This is a genomic window from Algibacter sp. Ld11, assembly GCF_045066735.1.
GTDB lineage: Bacteria > Bacteroidota > Bacteroidia > Flavobacteriales > Flavobacteriaceae > Algibacter.
This window is the reverse complement of record NZ_JBISHH010000025.1, coordinates 558,490-575,913: the sequence shown is the minus strand read 5'-3', so window position 1 is coordinate 575,913 and position 17,424 is coordinate 558,490. Positions and strand designations below refer to the sequence as shown.

General features: G+C 33.1%; 19 protein-coding genes and 1 rRNA gene. 5 read left to right on the top strand and 15 right to left on the bottom strand.

All coding sequences use genetic code 11. The annotated features are described in order from the left end of the window. Positions 1–27: 27 nt before the first annotated feature. Positions 28–130 (bottom strand): 5S ribosomal RNA (gene rrf / locus ACJJV4_RS16160). Positions 131–878: 748 nt separating this feature from the next. Here rrf and thrS point away from each other — a divergent pair. The 4 genes from thrS to rplT all read left to right on the top strand — a co-directional run bounded on the left by thrS (position 879) and on the right by rplT (position 4,143). Beyond that, a complete protein-coding gene (thrS, locus tag ACJJV4_RS16155; protein ID WP_405296316.1) occupies positions 879–2,813 on the top strand; it encodes a threonine--tRNA ligase in 1,935 nt (644 codons plus the stop codon). Positions 2,814–2,859: 46 nt separating this feature from the next. After that, positions 2,860–3,399, top strand: a complete 540-nt coding sequence (gene infC, locus ACJJV4_RS16150; RefSeq protein WP_074937583.1) for a translation initiation factor IF-3 — start codon at positions 2,860–2,862, stop codon at positions 3,397–3,399. Between the two features lie 91 nt (positions 3,400–3,490). Beyond that, a complete protein-coding gene (gene rpmI / locus ACJJV4_RS16145; RefSeq protein ID WP_042495462.1) occupies positions 3,491–3,688 on the top strand; it encodes a 50S ribosomal protein L35 in 198 nt (65 codons plus the stop codon). A 110-nt stretch (positions 3,689–3,798) separates the two neighbouring features. Continuing rightward, positions 3,799–4,143, top strand: coding sequence for a 50S ribosomal protein L20 (gene rplT, locus ACJJV4_RS16140; RefSeq protein WP_042495466.1), 345 nt, complete (start codon positions 3,799–3,801; stop codon positions 4,141–4,143). Between the two features lie 107 nt (positions 4,144–4,250). Here rplT and ACJJV4_RS16135 read toward each other — a convergent pair whose 3' ends face one another. From ACJJV4_RS16135 to tgt, 10 genes are all read right to left on the bottom strand, one after another. Beyond that, positions 4,251–4,901, bottom strand: a complete 651-nt coding sequence (locus ACJJV4_RS16135) for a hypothetical protein (RefSeq protein WP_405296311.1) — start codon at positions 4,899–4,901, stop codon at positions 4,251–4,253. Between the two features lie 5 nt (positions 4,902–4,906). Beyond that, positions 4,907–5,353 (bottom strand): YHS domain-containing (seleno)protein, encoded by a 447-nt coding sequence (locus ACJJV4_RS16130; protein ID WP_405296309.1) that lies wholly within the window; start codon positions 5,351–5,353, stop codon positions 4,907–4,909. A 261-nt stretch (positions 5,354–5,614) separates the two neighbouring features. Continuing rightward, positions 5,615–6,037 carry a secondary thiamine-phosphate synthase enzyme YjbQ gene (locus ACJJV4_RS16125; protein ID WP_405296306.1) on the bottom strand — a complete coding sequence of 141 codons (423 nt, stop codon included), beginning with the start codon at positions 6,035–6,037 and terminating at the stop codon, positions 5,615–5,617. Between the two features lie 20 nt (positions 6,038–6,057). After that, a complete protein-coding gene (locus ACJJV4_RS16120; RefSeq protein ID WP_405296303.1) occupies positions 6,058–6,336 on the bottom strand; it encodes an EF-hand domain-containing protein in 279 nt (92 codons plus the stop codon). Between the two features lie 41 nt (positions 6,337–6,377). Next, positions 6,378–7,562 (bottom strand): asparagine synthetase B, encoded by a 1,185-nt coding sequence (locus ACJJV4_RS16115; RefSeq protein WP_405296550.1) that lies wholly within the window; start codon positions 7,560–7,562, stop codon positions 6,378–6,380. A gap of 294 nt (positions 7,563–7,856) precedes the next feature. After that, entirely contained in the window at positions 7,857–9,395 is a 1,539-nt protein-coding gene (dnaB, locus tag ACJJV4_RS16110) for a replicative DNA helicase (protein WP_074937595.1), read from the bottom strand. A 169-nt stretch (positions 9,396–9,564) separates the two neighbouring features. Next, entirely contained in the window at positions 9,565–10,518 is a 954-nt protein-coding gene (locus ACJJV4_RS16105) for an acetyl-CoA carboxylase carboxyltransferase subunit alpha (RefSeq protein ID WP_405296300.1), read from the bottom strand. A gap of 68 nt (positions 10,519–10,586) precedes the next feature. Further along, on the bottom strand, positions 10,587–11,483 hold the full coding sequence (locus ACJJV4_RS16100) for a DMT family transporter (RefSeq protein WP_405296298.1): 897 nt from the start codon (positions 11,481–11,483) through the stop codon (positions 10,587–10,589). Continuing rightward, complete coding sequence (locus ACJJV4_RS16095) at positions 11,470–12,552, bottom strand: LptF/LptG family permease (protein ID WP_405296295.1); 1,083 nt, start codon at positions 12,550–12,552, stop codon at positions 11,470–11,472. The genes ACJJV4_RS16100 and ACJJV4_RS16095 overlap by 14 nt, the downstream gene beginning before the upstream one ends. A 48-nt stretch (positions 12,553–12,600) precedes the next feature. Further along, positions 12,601–13,731, bottom strand: a complete 1,131-nt coding sequence (tgt, locus tag ACJJV4_RS16090) for a tRNA guanosine(34) transglycosylase Tgt (protein WP_341560942.1) — start codon at positions 13,729–13,731, stop codon at positions 12,601–12,603. Positions 13,732–13,855: 124 nt separating this feature from the next. Here tgt and ACJJV4_RS16085 point away from each other — a divergent pair, with 124 nt between their 5' ends. Beyond that, entirely contained in the window at positions 13,856–14,440 is a 585-nt protein-coding gene (locus ACJJV4_RS16085) for an outer membrane beta-barrel protein (RefSeq protein ID WP_405296292.1), read from the top strand. A gap of 71 nt (positions 14,441–14,511) precedes the next feature. Here ACJJV4_RS16085 and ACJJV4_RS16080 read toward each other — a convergent pair whose 3' ends face one another. The 4 genes from ACJJV4_RS16080 to def all read right to left on the bottom strand — a co-directional run bounded on the left by ACJJV4_RS16080 (position 14,512) and on the right by def (position 17,329). Continuing rightward, the gene (locus ACJJV4_RS16080) at positions 14,512–15,384 is read right to left on the bottom strand and encodes an anti-sigma factor (protein WP_405296290.1); all 873 of its coding nucleotides are present in this window, start codon (positions 15,382–15,384) and stop codon (positions 14,512–14,514) included. Positions 15,385–15,460: 76 nt separating this feature from the next. Continuing rightward, on the bottom strand, positions 15,461–16,132 hold the full coding sequence (locus ACJJV4_RS16075; protein WP_405296288.1) for a Crp/Fnr family transcriptional regulator: 672 nt from the start codon (positions 16,130–16,132) through the stop codon (positions 15,461–15,463). A gap of 120 nt (positions 16,133–16,252) precedes the next feature. Beyond that, the gene (locus ACJJV4_RS16070) at positions 16,253–16,684 is read right to left on the bottom strand and encodes a DUF5606 domain-containing protein (RefSeq protein ID WP_405296286.1); all 432 of its coding nucleotides are present in this window, start codon (positions 16,682–16,684) and stop codon (positions 16,253–16,255) included. 54 nt (positions 16,685–16,738) lie between these two features. Next, a complete protein-coding gene (def, locus tag ACJJV4_RS16065) occupies positions 16,739–17,329 on the bottom strand; it encodes a peptide deformylase (protein ID WP_405296284.1) in 591 nt (196 codons plus the stop codon). Positions 17,330–17,424 lie beyond the last annotated feature (95 nt).

The following is a 17,424-nucleotide window of genomic DNA, read 5'->3' as shown; positions in this document are numbered from 1 at the left end:
CCTCAACAATTTCTTGTTGAGGATTAAAAAAGGCAACGACCTACTCTCCCACAAATGCAGTACCATCGGCGCTAATGGGCTTAACTTCTCTGTTCGGAATGGTAAGAGGTGAGCCCCTTACGTTACCGTTTTTAGCGGCTGCAAACTTACAACCTTTTATTAAACTCACAATGTTTTTTGATTCTTTTTTTAAAAGTTTTTACCTCTCTTAAAATCTTAATCAATCAACTTTTGTATGAACGTTACGCTTTGAAGTTTTACCTTTTTTAGCGGGGTGCAAATATAGATGCCTTTTTGGTTCTGACAAGGTATTTTTTAATGTTTTTTGAAATTATTTTCATTAAAACAACTATTAAACTGTTTTAAAGCCATTTAAGTGTTGATTTATTAAAACTAACTTATACACTATATATATTGAGCATGCTTTCTACTTAATAAAGACTATCTATAAAAAGGTTTATGATCTCTAATTTAATGATGTCTTTAACTTATGTTGTAGACATAATTGTTTTCCCTTTGAAAGTAGTATTGTGTTTTTGTTCTAACCAAAACTCTTTTTTTAATCTATATTACATATAACTACATCCTCCTACCCTATTATATACTGTTTAAGTTATTCTCTTTGTTTTGTTATGAACCACGCCTGAGTTTTTTACTATACATATGGACGACTTTTTAATGACTTGCCCTGCGTTAGGGATTGAACGGCGTGTTTGAGCTCCCGACCTTAGGAGGAGCTAGTAGTGAAAGCCCGACTTTAGCTGCTCCAGAATAGGAGCAGTTAAAGGAACGCCAAAAATATTCTTTTGATTTACCTATATATATATTGTGTGGATTTGTTTATACTATTATCTTTGCGTTAGATTTTAATTTATTTTATGATACATATTACATTACCTGATGGCAGCGTGAAAACGTTTGACGAGAATGTAACTCCTATGGATGTTGCAAAGAGTATTAGCGACGGATTTGCTAGAAACGTGATTTCGGCGAATTTTAATGGTACAACCATTGAAACGGTTACACCTTTGACCACGGATGGTTCGCTAGTTTTATATACTTGGAGGGATGATGAAGGGAAGACGGCTTTTTGGCATAGTTCTGCTCACGTTTTGGCTCAGGCTATTGAGGAATTATATCCAGATGCTAAGTTAACTATTGGTCCTGCTATTGATAATGGTTTTTATTATGATGTAGATTTTGGTGAGGTTGCACTTTCTGAGAAGGACTTTAAGTCTATTGAAACAAAAATGCTAGAGATTGCTCGTGGAAAGCATGATTTTAAAATGCGATCGGCTAGTAAAGCAGAAGCATTGGAGTTATATAAAGGAAACGAATTTAAAACGGAGCTTATTGAAAACTTAGAGGATGGCACGATTACTTTTTGCGATCACTCAACGTTTACTGATTTATGCCGTGGTGGACATATACCTAATACTGGTATTATAAAAGCTGTAAAAATTTTAAGTGTTGCCGGTGCTTACTGGAGAGGTGATGAAAACAAACCGCAATTAACGCGTGTTTATGCTACTTCTTTCCCAAAGCAAAAGGAGCTTACCGAATATTTAGCTTTACTTGAAGAAGCTAAAAAACGTGACCATAGAAAGTTAGGAAAAGAACTTGAATTATTCGCATTTTCGCAAAAAGTAGGACAAGGCTTGCCTCTTTGGTTACCTAAAGGTGCTGCTTTACGCGAACGTTTAGAAAACTTTTTGAAAGCTGCACAAAAGAAAGCGGGTTACGAAATGGTGATGACTCCGCATATTGGACAAAAGGAACTTTACGTTACTTCTGGGCATTATGCTAAGTATGGTGCTGATAGTTTTCAGCCTATTACAACGCCTAAAGCTGATGAAGAGTTTTTGTTAAAACCTATGAACTGCCCACACCATTGTGAGGTTTACAATAATTTTCAATGGAGCTACAAAGATTTACCTGTACGCTACGCTGAATTTGGTACGGTTTATAGATATGAACAAAGTGGAGAACTCCATGGACTAACTCGTGTTAGAGGCTTTACTCAAGATGATGCGCATATTTTTTGCACCCCAGAACAATTAGATGAAGAGTTTAAAAGCGTAATTGATTTAGTACTTTATGTATTTGGATCTTTAGGTTTTGAAAAATTTACTGCTCAGGTTTCTGTAAGAGATCCTGAAAATCCCGACAAATATATTGGTGATGTAGCCAATTGGGAAAAAGCAGAGCAGGCTATTATTAATGCTGCTACCGATAAAGGTTTAGATTTTGTTATAGAAGAAGGAGAGGCTGCTTTTTACGGTCCGAAACTCGATTTTATGGTGAAAGATGCCCTAGGAAGAAAGTGGCAACTTGGGACAATACAAGTAGATTACAACCTCCCTGAGCGCTTTGAATTGACTTACAAAGGCAGTGATAACGAGGTTCATCGTCCTGTTATGATACACCGTGCTCCTTTTGGAAGTATGGAACGTTTTGTGGCATTATTATTGGAACATACAGGTGGTAACTTCCCGCTTTGGCTTATGCCGGTGCAGGTAATTATTTTATCTATTAGCGAGAAATATGAAAAATACTCGGAAAAAGTTTTAAATTTGCTAGAAAATGACGAAATTCGCGCCCTTGCAGACCATAGAAATGAAACTATTGGAAAGAAGATTAGGGAATCTGAAATGCAAAAACACCCGTATATGATTATTATAGGGGAACAAGAAGAGCAAGAAGGCAAAATATCTGTACGCCAACACGGTGGAGAAGATTTAGGAATGATATCCGTTGACGATTTCTCTGAAATAATAAAGAATGAAATTAAAAAAACGTTAAAATCGTTTTAGAAACAACATACAATTAAGTTTAATTTAAAATTTTAAGGCCATAGCAATTAGAAGAAGACATCAACCGAGAAGGGTTTCACAAGAGGATAAACACAAGATAAACTCGAAAATTACAGCACAAAAACTGCGTCTTGTAGGAGACAATGTTGAAATTGGTATTTATACCAAAGGTGACGCTATGCGAATAGCTGACACACAAGGATTAGATCTTGTAGAAATATCACCAAATGCTGAGCCCCCTGTTTGTAAGGTTATGGACTATAAAAAGTTTCTTTACGAACAAAAGAAGCGTGATAAAGCTTTAAAATCTAAAGCTACAAAAGTGACTATCAAAGAGATTCGTTTTGGACCTCAAACTGATGATCACGATTACGCATTTAAAAGGAAGCATGCCGAAAAATTCCTTAAAGAAGGTGCAAAGCTAAAAGCATTTGTGTTTTTTAAAGGGCGTTCTATTATATTTAAAGAACAAGGCCAAATCCTGTTACTACGTTTAGCTCAAGATTTAGAAGAACTTGGAAAAGTAGAACAAATGCCAAGACTGGAAGGTAAACGTATGACTATGTTTATTGCTCCTAAAAAGTAAATTGCCCTAATTTATTAGGATAAAGATAAGTTGCCAAATACATTTGGCAGAAAAATAATTAAGCGAAATAATTAAAATCTAGGAGAAAAAAATGCCTAAAATGAAAACAAAATCTAGTGCTAAAAAGCGTTTCAAGCTTACTGGTACTGGTAAATTAAAAAGAAAGCACGCTTTTAAAAGTCACATCTTAACAAAGAAGTCTAAAAAGCGTAAGCTAGCACTGCGTCATGATACATTAGTACATAAAGCAGACGAAAATAACATTAAAACCATGTTGCGTTTAAAATAAACACAACCTGTTTTAACGTTGGTTAAATAAATTATAAACCCTGGAGTTAGGCTCAATTTATAAAAAGTGTCTATTTATAGACCGCCTACTACAAAAAAACAATTAAAATTATGCCAAGATCAGTAAATTCTGTAGCAAAAAGAGCCCGTAGAAAAAAGGTTCTAAAACAAGCAAAAGGTTACTTTGGACGTCGTAAAAACGTTTGGACAGTAGCAAAAAATGCGGTTGATAAAGCGATGCAATACTCGTACAGAGACCGTAGAAATAAAAAGAGAACATTCCGTGCATTATGGATCACGCGTATTAACGCAGGAGCCCGTTTACATGGTTTATCTTATTCTCAATTTATGGGGAAATTAAAAGCTAATGATATCGAATTAAACCGTAAGGTTTTAGCCGATTTAGCTATGAACAACCCAGAGGCTTTTAAAGCCGTAATCGAGAAAGTAAAATAAGGCGTTCCGCCTATTGTAAAACATATTATTCGCTTAATAAAAAAAAATCCGATTCTTAATTGAATCGGATTTTTTTATGCCTTTTATTTAAATAAGTTAAGTACATATTAAAGGTAAATCAATTTAGTTATCTGAAATACGGATACGCAAAGTAGTAACACACCTATAACTCTATTTACGCGTGTGGTTACATTTGACACCTTTACCTTTAGAACATCACTAAACTTACTATATGCATACAACACTAAAAGTTTACCGAGGTACGCACCTGTTAAAAACAAAACAAAAAGCTTATAGTTTACAGCAAAGCTTAAATCTATTATATTTCCATTTAAATATGTGGTTATAAATATCCAATAAATAAGAACCGTTGGATTAACTAAACCTAAAAAGAAACCTAACATTTGTTTTGAAACCGGCCTTCTCCTTTTTTTAATTATCACACACTCATCATTCTCATCTTTAACGCACTCTGTTCTTCCTGAGAGAAGAATGGCACCAACTACAATAAAAATAGCCACAATAGTATACTGTAACCAAATATTCATATTAATAAACATTTCTATTTGGCTGTTAAAACTGATAGCAAATACTATTAAAATAAGTTCTGCAAAAGCAGCAGGGTATACTATTTTTAGAGCACTTTCTACGTTTTCTTTAATGGTTGTGTTTATCACTGCAATATTTGTAGTACCCAAAGGAAGTGCGCCAAGTACCGCTGCAGAAAAACCTATAAGTAAATAAAGAATCAAATCCATCTTTTCTAACTTCGATTTATTTGTTTCCAGTTTGCATCTGCCTTTTCCTTTAAGTTGTCTGGAGATTCGTCTAACCAAGATTTAAGGGTATTAATTCCCCATGAATTGTAAAACAAGTACAATTTACCATCTCTAATTTCGTAAGTTTCTGGATCTACGGAAACCTTGTTTCCCTTTTCAGCAATCGCATAAGCACAATATCCGCCATATTCCGGTACGTACTTTTCAGGATTTTCATTAAAAGTGTCCAGATTGCTTTGTGTTGAAAATTTGAACTTTCCTCCTTTGTAGTTCGCTACATAAGAATCATTTCCTTTTTTAGGTGCATTACTAAAATATGAAACGACATCGAAACCTTCTATTACAAAACCTTTTTTAGTATTGAAATCGATGTTTTGAGCGAACATAGTTTGACTAAATACGAAAAGAAAGAGGGCTATTAAATTTTTCATTTGCTATGATATTTATATTATTCCTTTATTTCCCCAGAGATATTCAAGTTTTTATAATATCTCATGGGTATATAGAAGTAAGTCGCCATGACGAGAACGACCTTTCAAATAAAAAAATTAACATGCTTATATTAAGCTAAAAGAACATCGTAATTATTACCTACTCTAAAAATTTAGATAAAAAAAAGCACCTATATCCTTTAGATAGGCGCTATTTTTTATTTTATTCGGAATTCTTTTAATGTTATTTAGTAATTCATTTCACATACCAAAAGCACTGATAACTATTTGTCTTGTTCCTCCATAATCCCGATGTTCGCATAAATAAATACCTTGCCAAATACCTAAATTTAATTTACCATTAGTAATTGGTATTTGAACTGATGATCCCAATAACGAAGCTTTAATATGAGCAGGCATATCATCAGGCCCCTCGTAAGTATGCTTATAATATGGTGCATTTTCAGGAATCATTTTATTAAAATGACTTTCAAAATCCGTTCTAACAGTACTATCGGCATTTTCGTTAATAGTTAAACTTGCTGATGTATGCTTAATAAAAACCTGTAATTGCCCCATCTGAATCTCTACAATTTCTGGAATTGCATCCAAAATAGTATCTGTTATTAAATGAAAGCCCCTTCTATGAGGTTTTAATTTAATTTCCTTTTGAAAAATTTTCATTTATAGCATAACCTTTTTCATTACTTTCCATCTTTAGCTATTTCCTTGATAGCCTTTTTAAACTCTTTCCAATCAATTTTTCCATCACCATCCTGATCATAACCATCAATCAATTTTGATGACACTAATCCTCGGATAAAGCCATTAATCTCAGCTTCCTTAAGTAAAGCGACTATTTCACTTTTAGATAATTTACCATCGCCACTTTTATCAAAAAAGTTAAATGCATCTTCTGGAGTTTCAAAATGATTGGTAAGAACTATTTGTATTTTGTTGAGTATTGCTTTTTTTGATGCCATGTTTTTAAGTTTTTTTTATTATAAATTAGGAATAGGAGCTATTATGTTTTCTGTTTCTTCTTTTTTGCAGCAGGAAATAACACGTTATTGAGAATTAATCTATAACCAGGAGAAGTTGGATGTAAATCCAATTCTGTTTTAGGGTCACCAACACGGTGTTGATAATCTTCAGGGTCGTGCCCGCCATAGAATGTAAAAAAGCCTTTACCTTTTATACCATGAATGTATTTTGCTTCACCATTAGCTTTATTTTCACCCATGACTAAAACATTTGATTTAATTTCGTCTCTAGTAAAAGATGTTGTTTGCCCCATAAAACCTTTTACTAAAGCGGTATGGTTTTGACATAACATGGTTGGAATAGGATCCCATTTTGCTGAGAATTCCATGAGTGAAAAATAATCGGTAGTTTTGCTTACCTGTCTTTTACGCGTCATATCAATAGAAGAGAACTCGTAAACGGTAGGACTTCTTTCTAATTGATAATTAGTAAATGCGAATGTTTTATTATAATCTATTTTATTCTGATAACCTGCTTCGCTCCCATCGCCGTCAAACATAGGTTCACAAATATCTACGCCTTCTGCAGATAAAGCGATATCAAAACTATCTGTAGCACTGCACATGGCAAACATAAAACCCCCACCAACAACATAATCTCTAATTTTATGTGCTACCGCAGATTTTTCATCAGAGACTTTGTTGTATCCTAATTTTTGAGCCAAATCTTCTGCTGCTTTTTTCTCGTTTATATACCATGATGCCGCACGATAAGCTCCATAAAATTTACCGAATTGCCCAGTAAAATCTTCATGATGTAAGTGCAACCAATCAAATAACAATAAACCATCGTTTAAAACTTCTTCATCGTAAACAGTTTCATAAGGAATTTCGGCATAATTTAACACCATAGTTACAGCATCATCCCAAGGTAATTTTCCTTCTGGTGTATAAACTGCAATTTTCGGGGCCTTTTCTAAAACAACGGCTTCCATATTTTGGCTAGGACTACTTATGTCTTCCAAAATAGCTTCCGCTTTAGCATTAGAAATAACATCGAAAGATACGCCTCGTATTTGGCATTCCCTTTGAATAGCTTCCGTGTCGGGAAGTAAAAACGAACCACCTTGATAATTAAGGAGCCATTTTACTTTAAGATCTTTATTAAGAACCCAATAGGTAATTCCGTATGCTTTTAAGTGATTTTTTTGATTATCTACACCCATAGGAATAAAAACATAGGAAGCGTAGGTTTTACATGCTAAGCATATAAATAATAATGTAAAGATTATCTTTTTCAATTTGAGATTGCCTAAAAATAATTTCTCAGTTGATTAATAAAAACCAACTGAGAAATTGAATTATATAAGCGAAAGATACTTAATTTTTGTGGGGATAAAAAACAGTATTTATGATTCTATTTGATAAAATCGATACTATTTTTTTACTATTTCTAGTAATAATTTTCCTTTTTTGAGATTGAAAATCTCTATATAAATTCTATAATAAACTAATTAAAACTAAAATGGTACTTCGTTATCGTCATCATTAAATGAACTTCCAAAAGCTTGGTCTGGACTCGCCTTAAAATTATCAGCTTGGAAGGTATCATCATTTGCAGCCGCATTCATTTTAGAATGGAATTCAAACGGTGAATCAAAATCATCTAAATTGTCGAACTTACCTAAGTTACCGATAAATTTCAGTCTAATGTTTTCTAAACCACCATTACGGTGTTTTGCGATAATAAATTCAGCTTGACCTTCTGTTGGAGAGCGTTCATCATCATCCCATTCATCAATTTTATAGTATTCAGGACGATAAATAAAACTTACAATATCGGCATCCTGCTCAATCGCACCAGATTCACGTAAATCCGATAGTAATGGCCGCTTACTGCCTCCACGCGTTTCTACCGCACGAGATAACTGAGACAGTGCAATTACTGGCACCATTAATTCTTTTGCTAATGCTTTTAAGTTTCGAGAAATCATCGAAATCTCCTGTTCACGGTTTCCTCCATGGCTCGATCCACCTGTCATTAACTGTAAGTAATCAATCATGATTAATTTTATACCATGTTGAGACGATAAACGACGGGCTTTTGCACGTAAATCGAAAATAGAAAGTGACGGCGTATCATCAATAAATAATGGCGCTTTTTCTAAACTTTTTACTTTTACGTTAAGTTGTTCCCATTCGTGTTTTTCAAGCTTACCTGTTCTTAATTTTTCTGAAGATAAGCCCGTTTCACTAGAAATTAAACGCATAATTAACTGTACAGATGCCATCTCCAATGAGAAAAAAGCAACAGGTACATTTTGATCTACAGCAATATTTCGTGCCATAGATAAAGTTAATGCCGTTTTACCCATACCAGGACGTGCTGCAACAATAATTAAATCGGAAGGTTGCCACCCTGAGGTTAATTTATCTAGTTTGGTAAATCCTGTTGGAATACCACTTAAACCTTCTTTATTAGAAATTTCTTCAATCTTCTTTTTGGCCTGAATTACTAAATCTTGCGCAGTTTCACTCGATTTTTTAATATTTCCCTGTGTAACTTCATACAGTTTAGACTCGGCTGTATCTAATAAATCAAATACATCTTTGGTTTCATCGTAGGCATCTTCAATAATTTCATTTGAAATTTTTATTAAACTACGCTGAATAAACTTTTGCAGAATAATACGTGCATGAAACTCAATATGCGCAGAAGATGATACTTTTTGCGTTAAAGAAATGAGGTAAAAATCGCCACCCGATTGCTCTAACTTTGCATTCTTTTTTAACTGTGTTGAAACGGTTAATAAATCGACAGGTTCACTATTTTCAAATAAAGTAAAAATAGCTTCAAATATATGTTGATGTGCTTCTTTATAAAATGCATCGGGTGCTAAAATATCGATAACTTCATCGACACCTTTTTTATCAATCATCATTGCCCCTAAAACAACCTCCTCTAAATCAATAGCTTGTGGAGGTATTTTACCTTTTTCGAGGCTTATTAGTGTGCTTTTATCGACTTTATATCCCTGAACGGGGTTTGGTTGTTTCATAACTACGAAAGTAATTAAAATTGAAGTAGGTTTATAGATTTTTACGGCTAGGAATGTTAACCATTAGTTAACAATTTAACTGTTAATAACTTAAAAATATTGTGAATAAGCATAAAAAAAATCTGAAGTGATTCCCTTCAGATTTTTTATTTTGTATGTTTTCTAGGCTTTAGTCTTTGTAAACACCCATTTGCAGATATTTATCCATACGTTGGGCTACCAAATCTTTTTCTGATAACTTTTTTAATACCTCGTAATGCTTTGTAATGGCATTACTAACCGATGTAAAAGTTTTTGTTCTATCGCGATGTGCACCACCAAGTGGTTCTTTAATAATCTCATCGACAATTTTTAGCTTTTTCATATCGGGCGCCGTTAATTTCAAAGCAGATGCTGCCTGTTCTTTATACTCCCAACTACGCCATAAAATAGATGAACAAGATTCTGGAGAAATAACAGAATACCAAGTATTCTCTAACATCATAACAACATCTCCTACACCAATGCCTAATGCTCCACCAGATGCACCCTCACCAACTACTATGGTTATAATTGGCACTTTTAAGCGTGTCATTTCTAATATATTTCGAGCAATAGCTTCTCCTTGTCCACGCTCTTCAGCTTCTAAACCAGGATAAGCTCCAGGAGTATCTAAAAGTGTTACAACAGGAATTCCGAATTTTTCTGCAGATTTCATTAAACGTAACGCTTTTCGGTATCCTTCTGGATTAGCCATACCAAAATTTCTGTATTGTCTTGTTTTGGTGTTATATCCCTTTTGTTGACCAATAAACATAAAACTCTGATCGCCAATTTTACCTAATCCACCAATCATTGCTTTATCATCTTTAAAGCTTCTATCGCCATGTAGCTCCAAAAACGAATTACCGCAAATAGCTTTAATATAGTCTAAAGTATAAGGACGTTCTGGATGACGAGACATTTGCACACGTTGCCAAGCCGTTAGGTTTTTATAAATATCTTTTTGAGCTTCTTTAAGCTTTTTTTCTATCTGAGTACATGTTTCTGTAACATCTACTTCGCTTTCTTCACCAATAATTTTACATTTCTGTAATTGATCTTCAAGCTCTTTTATTGGGAGTTCAAATTCTAAATATTCCATAGGAAATTTGTTTTGACTTTTTATTAGAGTTAGTCTGCAAATATAAAAACTTTAATTTTGTTAATACATTATGAGCGACTTCTTTTTATCTTTCTACGATTTTTAAGTAATACATTTAATATAACTACGGTAATAATAACAAGGGCTCCGTAATAAAATGACGGACTCATTTTTTCTTTTTCAGGAAACAAAATTAGCGCTAAAACAATACCGTATACAGGCTCTAGATTGTATGTAAGTACTACCGTATAAGGACTTATAGTTCTCATAATATAAACCGAAGCAATAAAGGCATATGTGGTACAGACGGATGCTAAGATAAAAAGATACCAAAAATCTGTAGTACTTAAACTGAAAAACTCTTTAGTAAACCCTTCACCGAAGCATAAAATATAAATAGTAATAAATAATACACCACTTATAAATTCGTAAAATGAAATAACGGTTGCTGTATTTTTTTTTAGAAAACTACCATTAAGCACAGCGAATAATGATGAAAAAAAAGCTGATAAAACGCCCAGAATAATTCCTGAAAGATACTCGACTTCACTTTGTGTAATGATACAAACACCAACTATTGCCAATATACCGAATATAATCTCATACCATAATATTTTGCGCTTATAAACAATAGGTTCTATTATAGAGGCAAAAAATGTACCTGTAGAAAACACAGCCAAAGTGGTAGAAATATTTGAGGCGTCGATAGCTCCAAAAAAGGTAATCCAGTGCAATGCAATAATAATACCAGCGAATGATAGTCTTAAAATAGCCCTTGGACTAACCTTTAAATTTACTTTAGAAAACAAAACATAAACTACAAGTAAAATAGATGCCATTAGCATACGGAACCAAACTAATGATATAGCTTCTATAGTAATTAACTCGCCTAAAATTGCAGTAAAACCAGCAATAAAAACTAGAATATGTAAATGAAAATAATCTTTAAAATTAACGTTTGGCATTGTATAATAGATAAGCAGCTAAAACTCCAAAAATAATATTTGGAAACCATACAGCAATAAGTGGATTAAAATCCGACTGTTCGGCCATAACACCAAAAATTTTGTCGAAAAACACAAATACCATAGCTATACAAATCCCAACGGCTAAGTTAACTCCCATACCTCCTCTTCTTTTTTTAGAAGATACCGCAACAGCAATAATGGTTAGTATAAATACAGACACTGGTAAACTCCATTTTCTATATAACACTAATTTAAATCGCCCTACATTAGACGATCCACGAGCTTCTTCTTTAGCAATAAAATGCTTTAAATCGCCGTACATCTTAGTTTCTGCTGCATAAATCTCAGGAATTAAATCATCTACATCAAAAGCGAAAAGAGTATCTTTTTTCTTTAAGATGCCCAATTCGTCCTCATTTTGACCAATAAAACGTTTGGTATAATTTGTTAATTCATAAGTTGAAGATGAATCTTTTTCAACATATTTAATTTTATCGGCAGTAATTTTATAAACAAGTTTATTCTCTTCAAAATGTTCTAACGTAAAGTTTCGGCCAATACTATTTTTAACATCAAAACTACTTACGTATATAATATCATTATCATTAATTTGTCTAAAAACATTTGTATTTTCTACCGCACTTCTACCCTTTTTAAGATATTTATAACTAAAATCATTAAAGCCTTTACTGGCATTAGGTGCTAAATACAAACCTAATAAAATAGACAAAGCACCAACAATTGTTGATCCAATCATGTAAGGACGCAAAAATCTAGAGAATGACACACCAGAACTTAAAAAAGCAATAACCTCCGTATTATTAGCCAATTTTGAAGTAAACCAAATTACAGATAAGAATAAAAATAAAGGAAAAAGTAAATGCGCAAAATAAATAGTAAAATCTAAAAGGTATATAAGAACTTCGCCAAGAGGCACTTCATTCTCTAAAATTTTACCAATTTTTTCTGCTAAGTGTACTGTTATCCCAATTGGAATAAACAGTAACAACATCATTAAAAATGTAAACAAATAGCGTTTTAATATGTACCAATCTAATATTTTCATACTTATACAGCTTCAATAAATAAGCAGTGTTTCAATATTTTAATTCTTCTAAAGTCTATTAGCCATTTGTTTTACCATTTGGTTTTTCCAGTCATTAAAATCTCCTGCTAATATATGTTTTCTTGCTTCGCGAACCAACCACATATAAAAACCTAAATTATGTATGGTTGCTATTTGTTTACCTAACAATTCGTTAACTGTAAATAAATGACGTAAATACGCTTTACTATATTCCGTATCTACAAAAGTTATCCCCATCTCATCAATTGGGGAAAAATCTTCTGCCCACTTTAAGTTTTTAATATTAATAGAACCATGTGCCGTAAATAACATACCATTTCTGGCATTTCTAGTTGGCATAACACAATCGAACATATCTACACCTAACGCAATATTTTCTAAAATATTGATTGGAGTACCTACTCCCATTAAATACCTTGGTTTTTCTTCTGGTAAAATAGAACAAACCACATCCGTCATGGCATACATTTCTTCTGCAGGTTCTCCTACCGATAAACCACCAATTGCATTACCTACAGCACCTGAGTTTGCTATATACTCGGCCGATTGCTTTCTAAGGTCTTTATAAGTGCTTCCTTGAACAATAGGGAAAAATGCCTGATCGTAACCGTACTTTAAAGGTGTTTTTTCTAGATGATTAATGCAGCGATCTAACCACCGATGCGTCATGTGCATAGAGCGTTTAGCGTAATTATAATCGCAAGGATAAGGTGTACACTCATCGAATGCCATAATAATATCGGCTCCAATAGTACGTTGAATTTCCATAACATTCTCTGGTGTAAATGTGTGATAACTACCATCGATATGTGATTTAAACTTCACACCTTCTTCTTTTATTTTTCTATTTGCTGAAAGCGAATACACTTGATAACCTCCAGAATCGGTTAGAATATTTCTGTCCCAATTCATGAATTTATGAAGTCCACCTGCTTTTTCTAGCACATGTGTTTGAGGTCTTAAGTACAAATGATAAGTGTTTCCTAAAATAATATCGGGATTAATATCATTCTTTAACTCCCTTTGATGCACTCCCTTAACCGTACCAACAGTTCCCACAGGCATAAAAATAGGTGTTTCTATTACACCATGATCTGTAGTTAATTTTCCTGCTCTAGCTTTGCTTTGTGGGTCTTTTGCGTTTAATTCGAATTTCATCTATATATTTGTATCAGTTGGCAAAGATAATTAACTAAAATCCGAAAGCAATATTTAAAAAAAGGAAATAATTTAACTTTGGCAACGTTTTTGTAATAATAAACGAAATCTTAAAACGAACATTATGAAAAATTTATTTTTAATTTTAGTATTCGCCATTGTTGTCCCATCAGCAGCTTTTGCGCAAACAGCTAGTGGTATTGGTATTAAAGGAGGTTTAAATTACAACGCCAATGGTAAGTATGTAGAATCTATTAATGAAAATGCAAAAAACCCAGATAGAAATGTTGGGTACCATATTGGTTTATTTGGGAAAATTGGTGACAAATTGTATTTAAGACCTGAAATTGTTTACACCAAAACAAAAAGTGATTATGATAATGATAGCTTTGAAATGCAGAAATTAGATGCTCCTATCTTAGTTGGATTAAAAATTCTAGGTCCTGTTAGTGTCTTTGCAGGTCCATCATTCCAATATATTTTAGACACTGAATTCGACGGTATTACTATTGGTGATATTGAAGATGATTTTTCAGTGGGCCTTAACTTTGGTGTTGGTGTTAACTTTAAAAAAGTTGGTATTGACTTAAGGTATGAGCGTGGGTTTACAGAAAATGAGGGTACGTTTATTGGAAACAATGGCATAAATAATAGCCGCTTAGATACCCGTCCAGATCAACTAATTTTAAGTTTAGCTATTATTTTATAGTCCAAACCTTATAAAAAACAAAAAGCCCTAGTAAAATTACCAGGGCTTTTTTTGTGCTTATTTGAAATATATTATCTAGTTACTGTACCAGATAAACTTACTATAGGGCCAGCGCCCATATCTATTACTGTGTGATTCATTGCATCTGCAGCAACCACATGAGCTAAAGGTTTTAATGTGAAAGGTGCCGCGCTATTATCAGGATTTGGTTCTACTGAAATTACAATAGTTTTACCTTTTAAATCTGTTGGAAAAGTTAATCCTGAAGGTGCGTTTTGAAGAAAATCTTCTCCTGGGTAACCAGGTCCATTACCTGCATCGCCTTTAAAAACTGAAGTTGCAGCATTATTATCTGCAGCATTTGGATCTGTAAACGTACCTGTACTTACTGGAGTACCATCGAATACAACCCAACCTTCATAAACCCATCCGTCAGATAGTGTTGGTAAATCTAAACCTTGAACAGCTGCTTCTCCAGAGTTATCTAAAAACCAGACACCACTTGCTTCGTTAGTATCATCTGTATCTGTAGGTGTGGCAAGAATATACTTTCCGGTAGAAGTTGATAAATCTCCAACAATATTATTGGAGTTTACACTTGCTGAACTCCCTGAAAAATCTCCTGCTAAAATTTTTGTTGCAGCTGGAGCAGGATCTGGATCCACTGCTGGCTCAATAGAAAGCACAAAAGTTGACGCACTTGATAATTGATCGGCATCTACAGAAAAAGATTGTGGAAAATCTACTGATGAAAATGTTCCTGTTGAAACCGGAGCTCCATCAACAATTACCCATCCTTCGTAAACAAAATCATTGCCAAGCTCTTCTAGACCTGTAAGATTGATTGTTAAATTTGCAGTTGTTGGTGCATTGTCATCATCGCTATCGCATGATGTTGTTAAAATCCCTAGGGCTAACATTGCTAAAATTGTGTTCTTAATCATTTTATCTTTTTTTAGTGATTGTTTTATACTCCAAAGGTATTTCACTAAAACATTATAAAATGTTAGCCAACTAACATTAAGCACTTTTTTTATAAATTCTTATCTCTTTTCTTTTAAATTCTAGCACATTTTCATCTCTTAACTCATTTAAAAGTACATTTAAAGTGGGCCTAGATGTACCAATTAGAGAGGCGATATCTTTTTGGGTATATGGATGGTTTACTACCCGATCTCCAGTTTTATCACAATCGTAACCATAATCGGTACATAATTCATGTAGAAATTCTAGAAGACGAGTTTTGGCATCTTTAAAAAGTAATAATTGTAAACGACGTTCTAATTTTTTTAATTTAAAGCCTATTACTTTATAGACTTTAAAACTAAAGGTTTGATTATCTCTCATTAAATCGTGCATAGTATCTACTCCAACCGGGCAAATACTTGTTGCATTATCTACAGATTGAGCAAACTCTTCTCTAGTATCGTCACCTAATATGGCAGTTTCTCCAAACAATTCTCCTTTGGTTAAAATGGCTTTTACTACCTCTACTCCATCTTCATTATAGTATCCAATTTTAACTTTACCTTTTTCTATTAAATAGACTTTGTTGGCAAAATCTTGCTCGAAATAAATATAATCTTGCTTTTTGTAAGCATCAAAACTATGATCCTTCTTGTAATTTTTAAATTTATGCGGACAAAGTACTTTAAAAAGATTTACGTCGTCGAAAAACCAAAGTGAGCTCATATTCAAAAGAAATTAATTAACTCATTAATAGACGTAAAAAGGCTGTATTACTTACATAACTGTTAAAAAAAAAGCTCCCATAATATGGAAGCTTTGATGTATATTTTAAATAACTAGTATTTATTCTTCTTCGTCTGCAGCTTTACTTGCTGCAATTTCAGCTTCTAAATTATCTAGTAAATTATTTTTCACTAATAAGTTATACCATTGTAATACTTTTTTAATATCACTAGCATAAACACGATCTTCATCATAATCTGGTAAAATTTCAAAAAAGTATTCTTCTAATTTATCTTTACCATCTTTAGGTTTAACCGAGCTTTCTTCTCCGTTTTCTTTGTTTTTAATATTTAAAAACACTTGTTTCAACGGTACTTCTTCTGTTAAAGTATAAATAGCTATTTCGCTTAAAACGCTAACATTTTGACGCACATTTACAGTAATACGTTTTTTATCGATTAACGATTCTGCTATAAAACCACCTCTGGTTTGCGTTACTAAATTATACAAACCTGGTTTTCCAGATATTGATAGAACTTTATCTAAACTCATAAATTATTTTTTGAAAGTCGCAAATATCAAATGTTTATTGATGTCTTGCAAATATTATCTCTTCTTTTTTTGATCAGGAAAGCGCATTCTGTAATCTACTTTTATCTTGCCTTTAGAAATGTTTGAAAGTCTTCCTTTTATTAAACGCTTTTTTAGGCTCGATAGTTTATCTGTAAATAAAACACCTTCGATATGGTCGTATTCATGCTGAATTACTCTTGCTACTAAACCATCAAATGATTCGGTGTGTGCCTTAAAGTTTTCATCTAAATACTCAATAGTAATAATAGGTTTTCTAAATACATCTTCACGAACATCCGGAATACTTAAACAACCTTCATTAAAAGCCCATTCTTCTCCTTCTTCTTTAGTGATTTTTGGATTTATAAAAACGCGTTTAAAATCTTCTAAACTTTTTTGTTCCTCTTCTGTTAATTCTTCATCATCAGCAAAAGGTGTAGTATCTACTAAAAACATACGAATTGGCAAACCTACTTGTGGTGCAGCAAGACCAACACCATAGGCATTGTACATGGTTTCGAACATGTTATCCAAAAGCGTGTCTAATTTCGGATATTCTTCAGTAATATCGGTCGCTTTTCTTTTTAAAACGGGATCGCCGTATGCTACAATAGGTAAAATCATTCTATGTTTTTTGTTAGTAACTGCAAAAGTACAATTCTATAAATTTACTACGAACTTTTTACTTAGAAAAAACAGGTTTTCAAATAAAAAACCTT

Bases quoted from the DNA above. Each gene is read 5' to 3' on its own strand.
- thrS (WP_405296316.1), top strand. From the start codon at position 879: ATGATACATATTACATTACCTGATGGCAGCGTGAAAACGTTTGACGAG.
- rpmI (WP_042495462.1), top strand. From the start codon at position 3,491: ATGCCTAAAATGAAAACAAAATCTAGTGCTAAAAAGCGTTTCAAGCTT.
- rplT (WP_042495466.1), top strand. From the start codon at position 3,799: ATGCCAAGATCAGTAAATTCTGTAGCAAAAAGAGCCCGTAGAAAAAAG.
- ACJJV4_RS16135 (WP_405296311.1), bottom strand. From the start codon at position 4,901: ATGGATTTGATTCTTTATTTACTTATAGGTTTTTCTGCAGCGGTACTT.
- ACJJV4_RS16130 (WP_405296309.1), bottom strand. From the start codon at position 5,353: ATGAAAAATTTAATAGCCCTCTTTCTTTTCGTATTTAGTCAAACTATG.
- ACJJV4_RS16125 (WP_405296306.1), bottom strand. From the start codon at position 6,037: ATGAAAATTTTTCAAAAGGAAATTAAATTAAAACCTCATAGAAGGGGC.
- ACJJV4_RS16120 (WP_405296303.1), bottom strand. From the start codon at position 6,336: ATGGCATCAAAAAAAGCAATACTCAACAAAATACAAATAGTTCTTACC.
- ACJJV4_RS16115 (WP_405296550.1), bottom strand. From the start codon at position 7,562: ATGGGTGTAGATAATCAAAAAAATCACTTAAAAGCATACGGAATTACC.
- dnaB (WP_074937595.1), bottom strand. From the start codon at position 9,395: ATGAAACAACCAAACCCCGTTCAGGGATATAAAGTCGATAAAAGCACA.
- ACJJV4_RS16105 (WP_405296300.1), bottom strand. From the start codon at position 10,518: ATGGAATATTTAGAATTTGAACTCCCAATAAAAGAGCTTGAAGATCAA.
- ACJJV4_RS16100 (WP_405296298.1), bottom strand. From the start codon at position 11,483: ATGCCAAACGTTAATTTTAAAGATTATTTTCATTTACATATTCTAGTT.
- ACJJV4_RS16095 (WP_405296295.1), bottom strand. From the start codon at position 12,552: ATGAAAATATTAGATTGGTACATATTAAAACGCTATTTGTTTACATTT.
- tgt (WP_341560942.1), bottom strand. From the start codon at position 13,731: ATGAAATTCGAATTAAACGCAAAAGACCCACAAAGCAAAGCTAGAGCA.
- ACJJV4_RS16085 (WP_405296292.1), top strand. From the start codon at position 13,856: ATGAAAAATTTATTTTTAATTTTAGTATTCGCCATTGTTGTCCCATCA.
- ACJJV4_RS16080 (WP_405296290.1), bottom strand. From the start codon at position 15,384: ATGATTAAGAACACAATTTTAGCAATGTTAGCCCTAGGGATTTTAACA.
- ACJJV4_RS16075 (WP_405296288.1), bottom strand. From the start codon at position 16,132: ATGAGCTCACTTTGGTTTTTCGACGACGTAAATCTTTTTAAAGTACTT.
- ACJJV4_RS16070 (WP_405296286.1), bottom strand. From the start codon at position 16,684: ATGAGTTTAGATAAAGTTCTATCAATATCTGGAAAACCAGGTTTGTAT.
- def (WP_405296284.1), bottom strand. From the start codon at position 17,329: ATGATTTTACCTATTGTAGCATACGGCGATCCCGTTTTAAAAAGAAAA.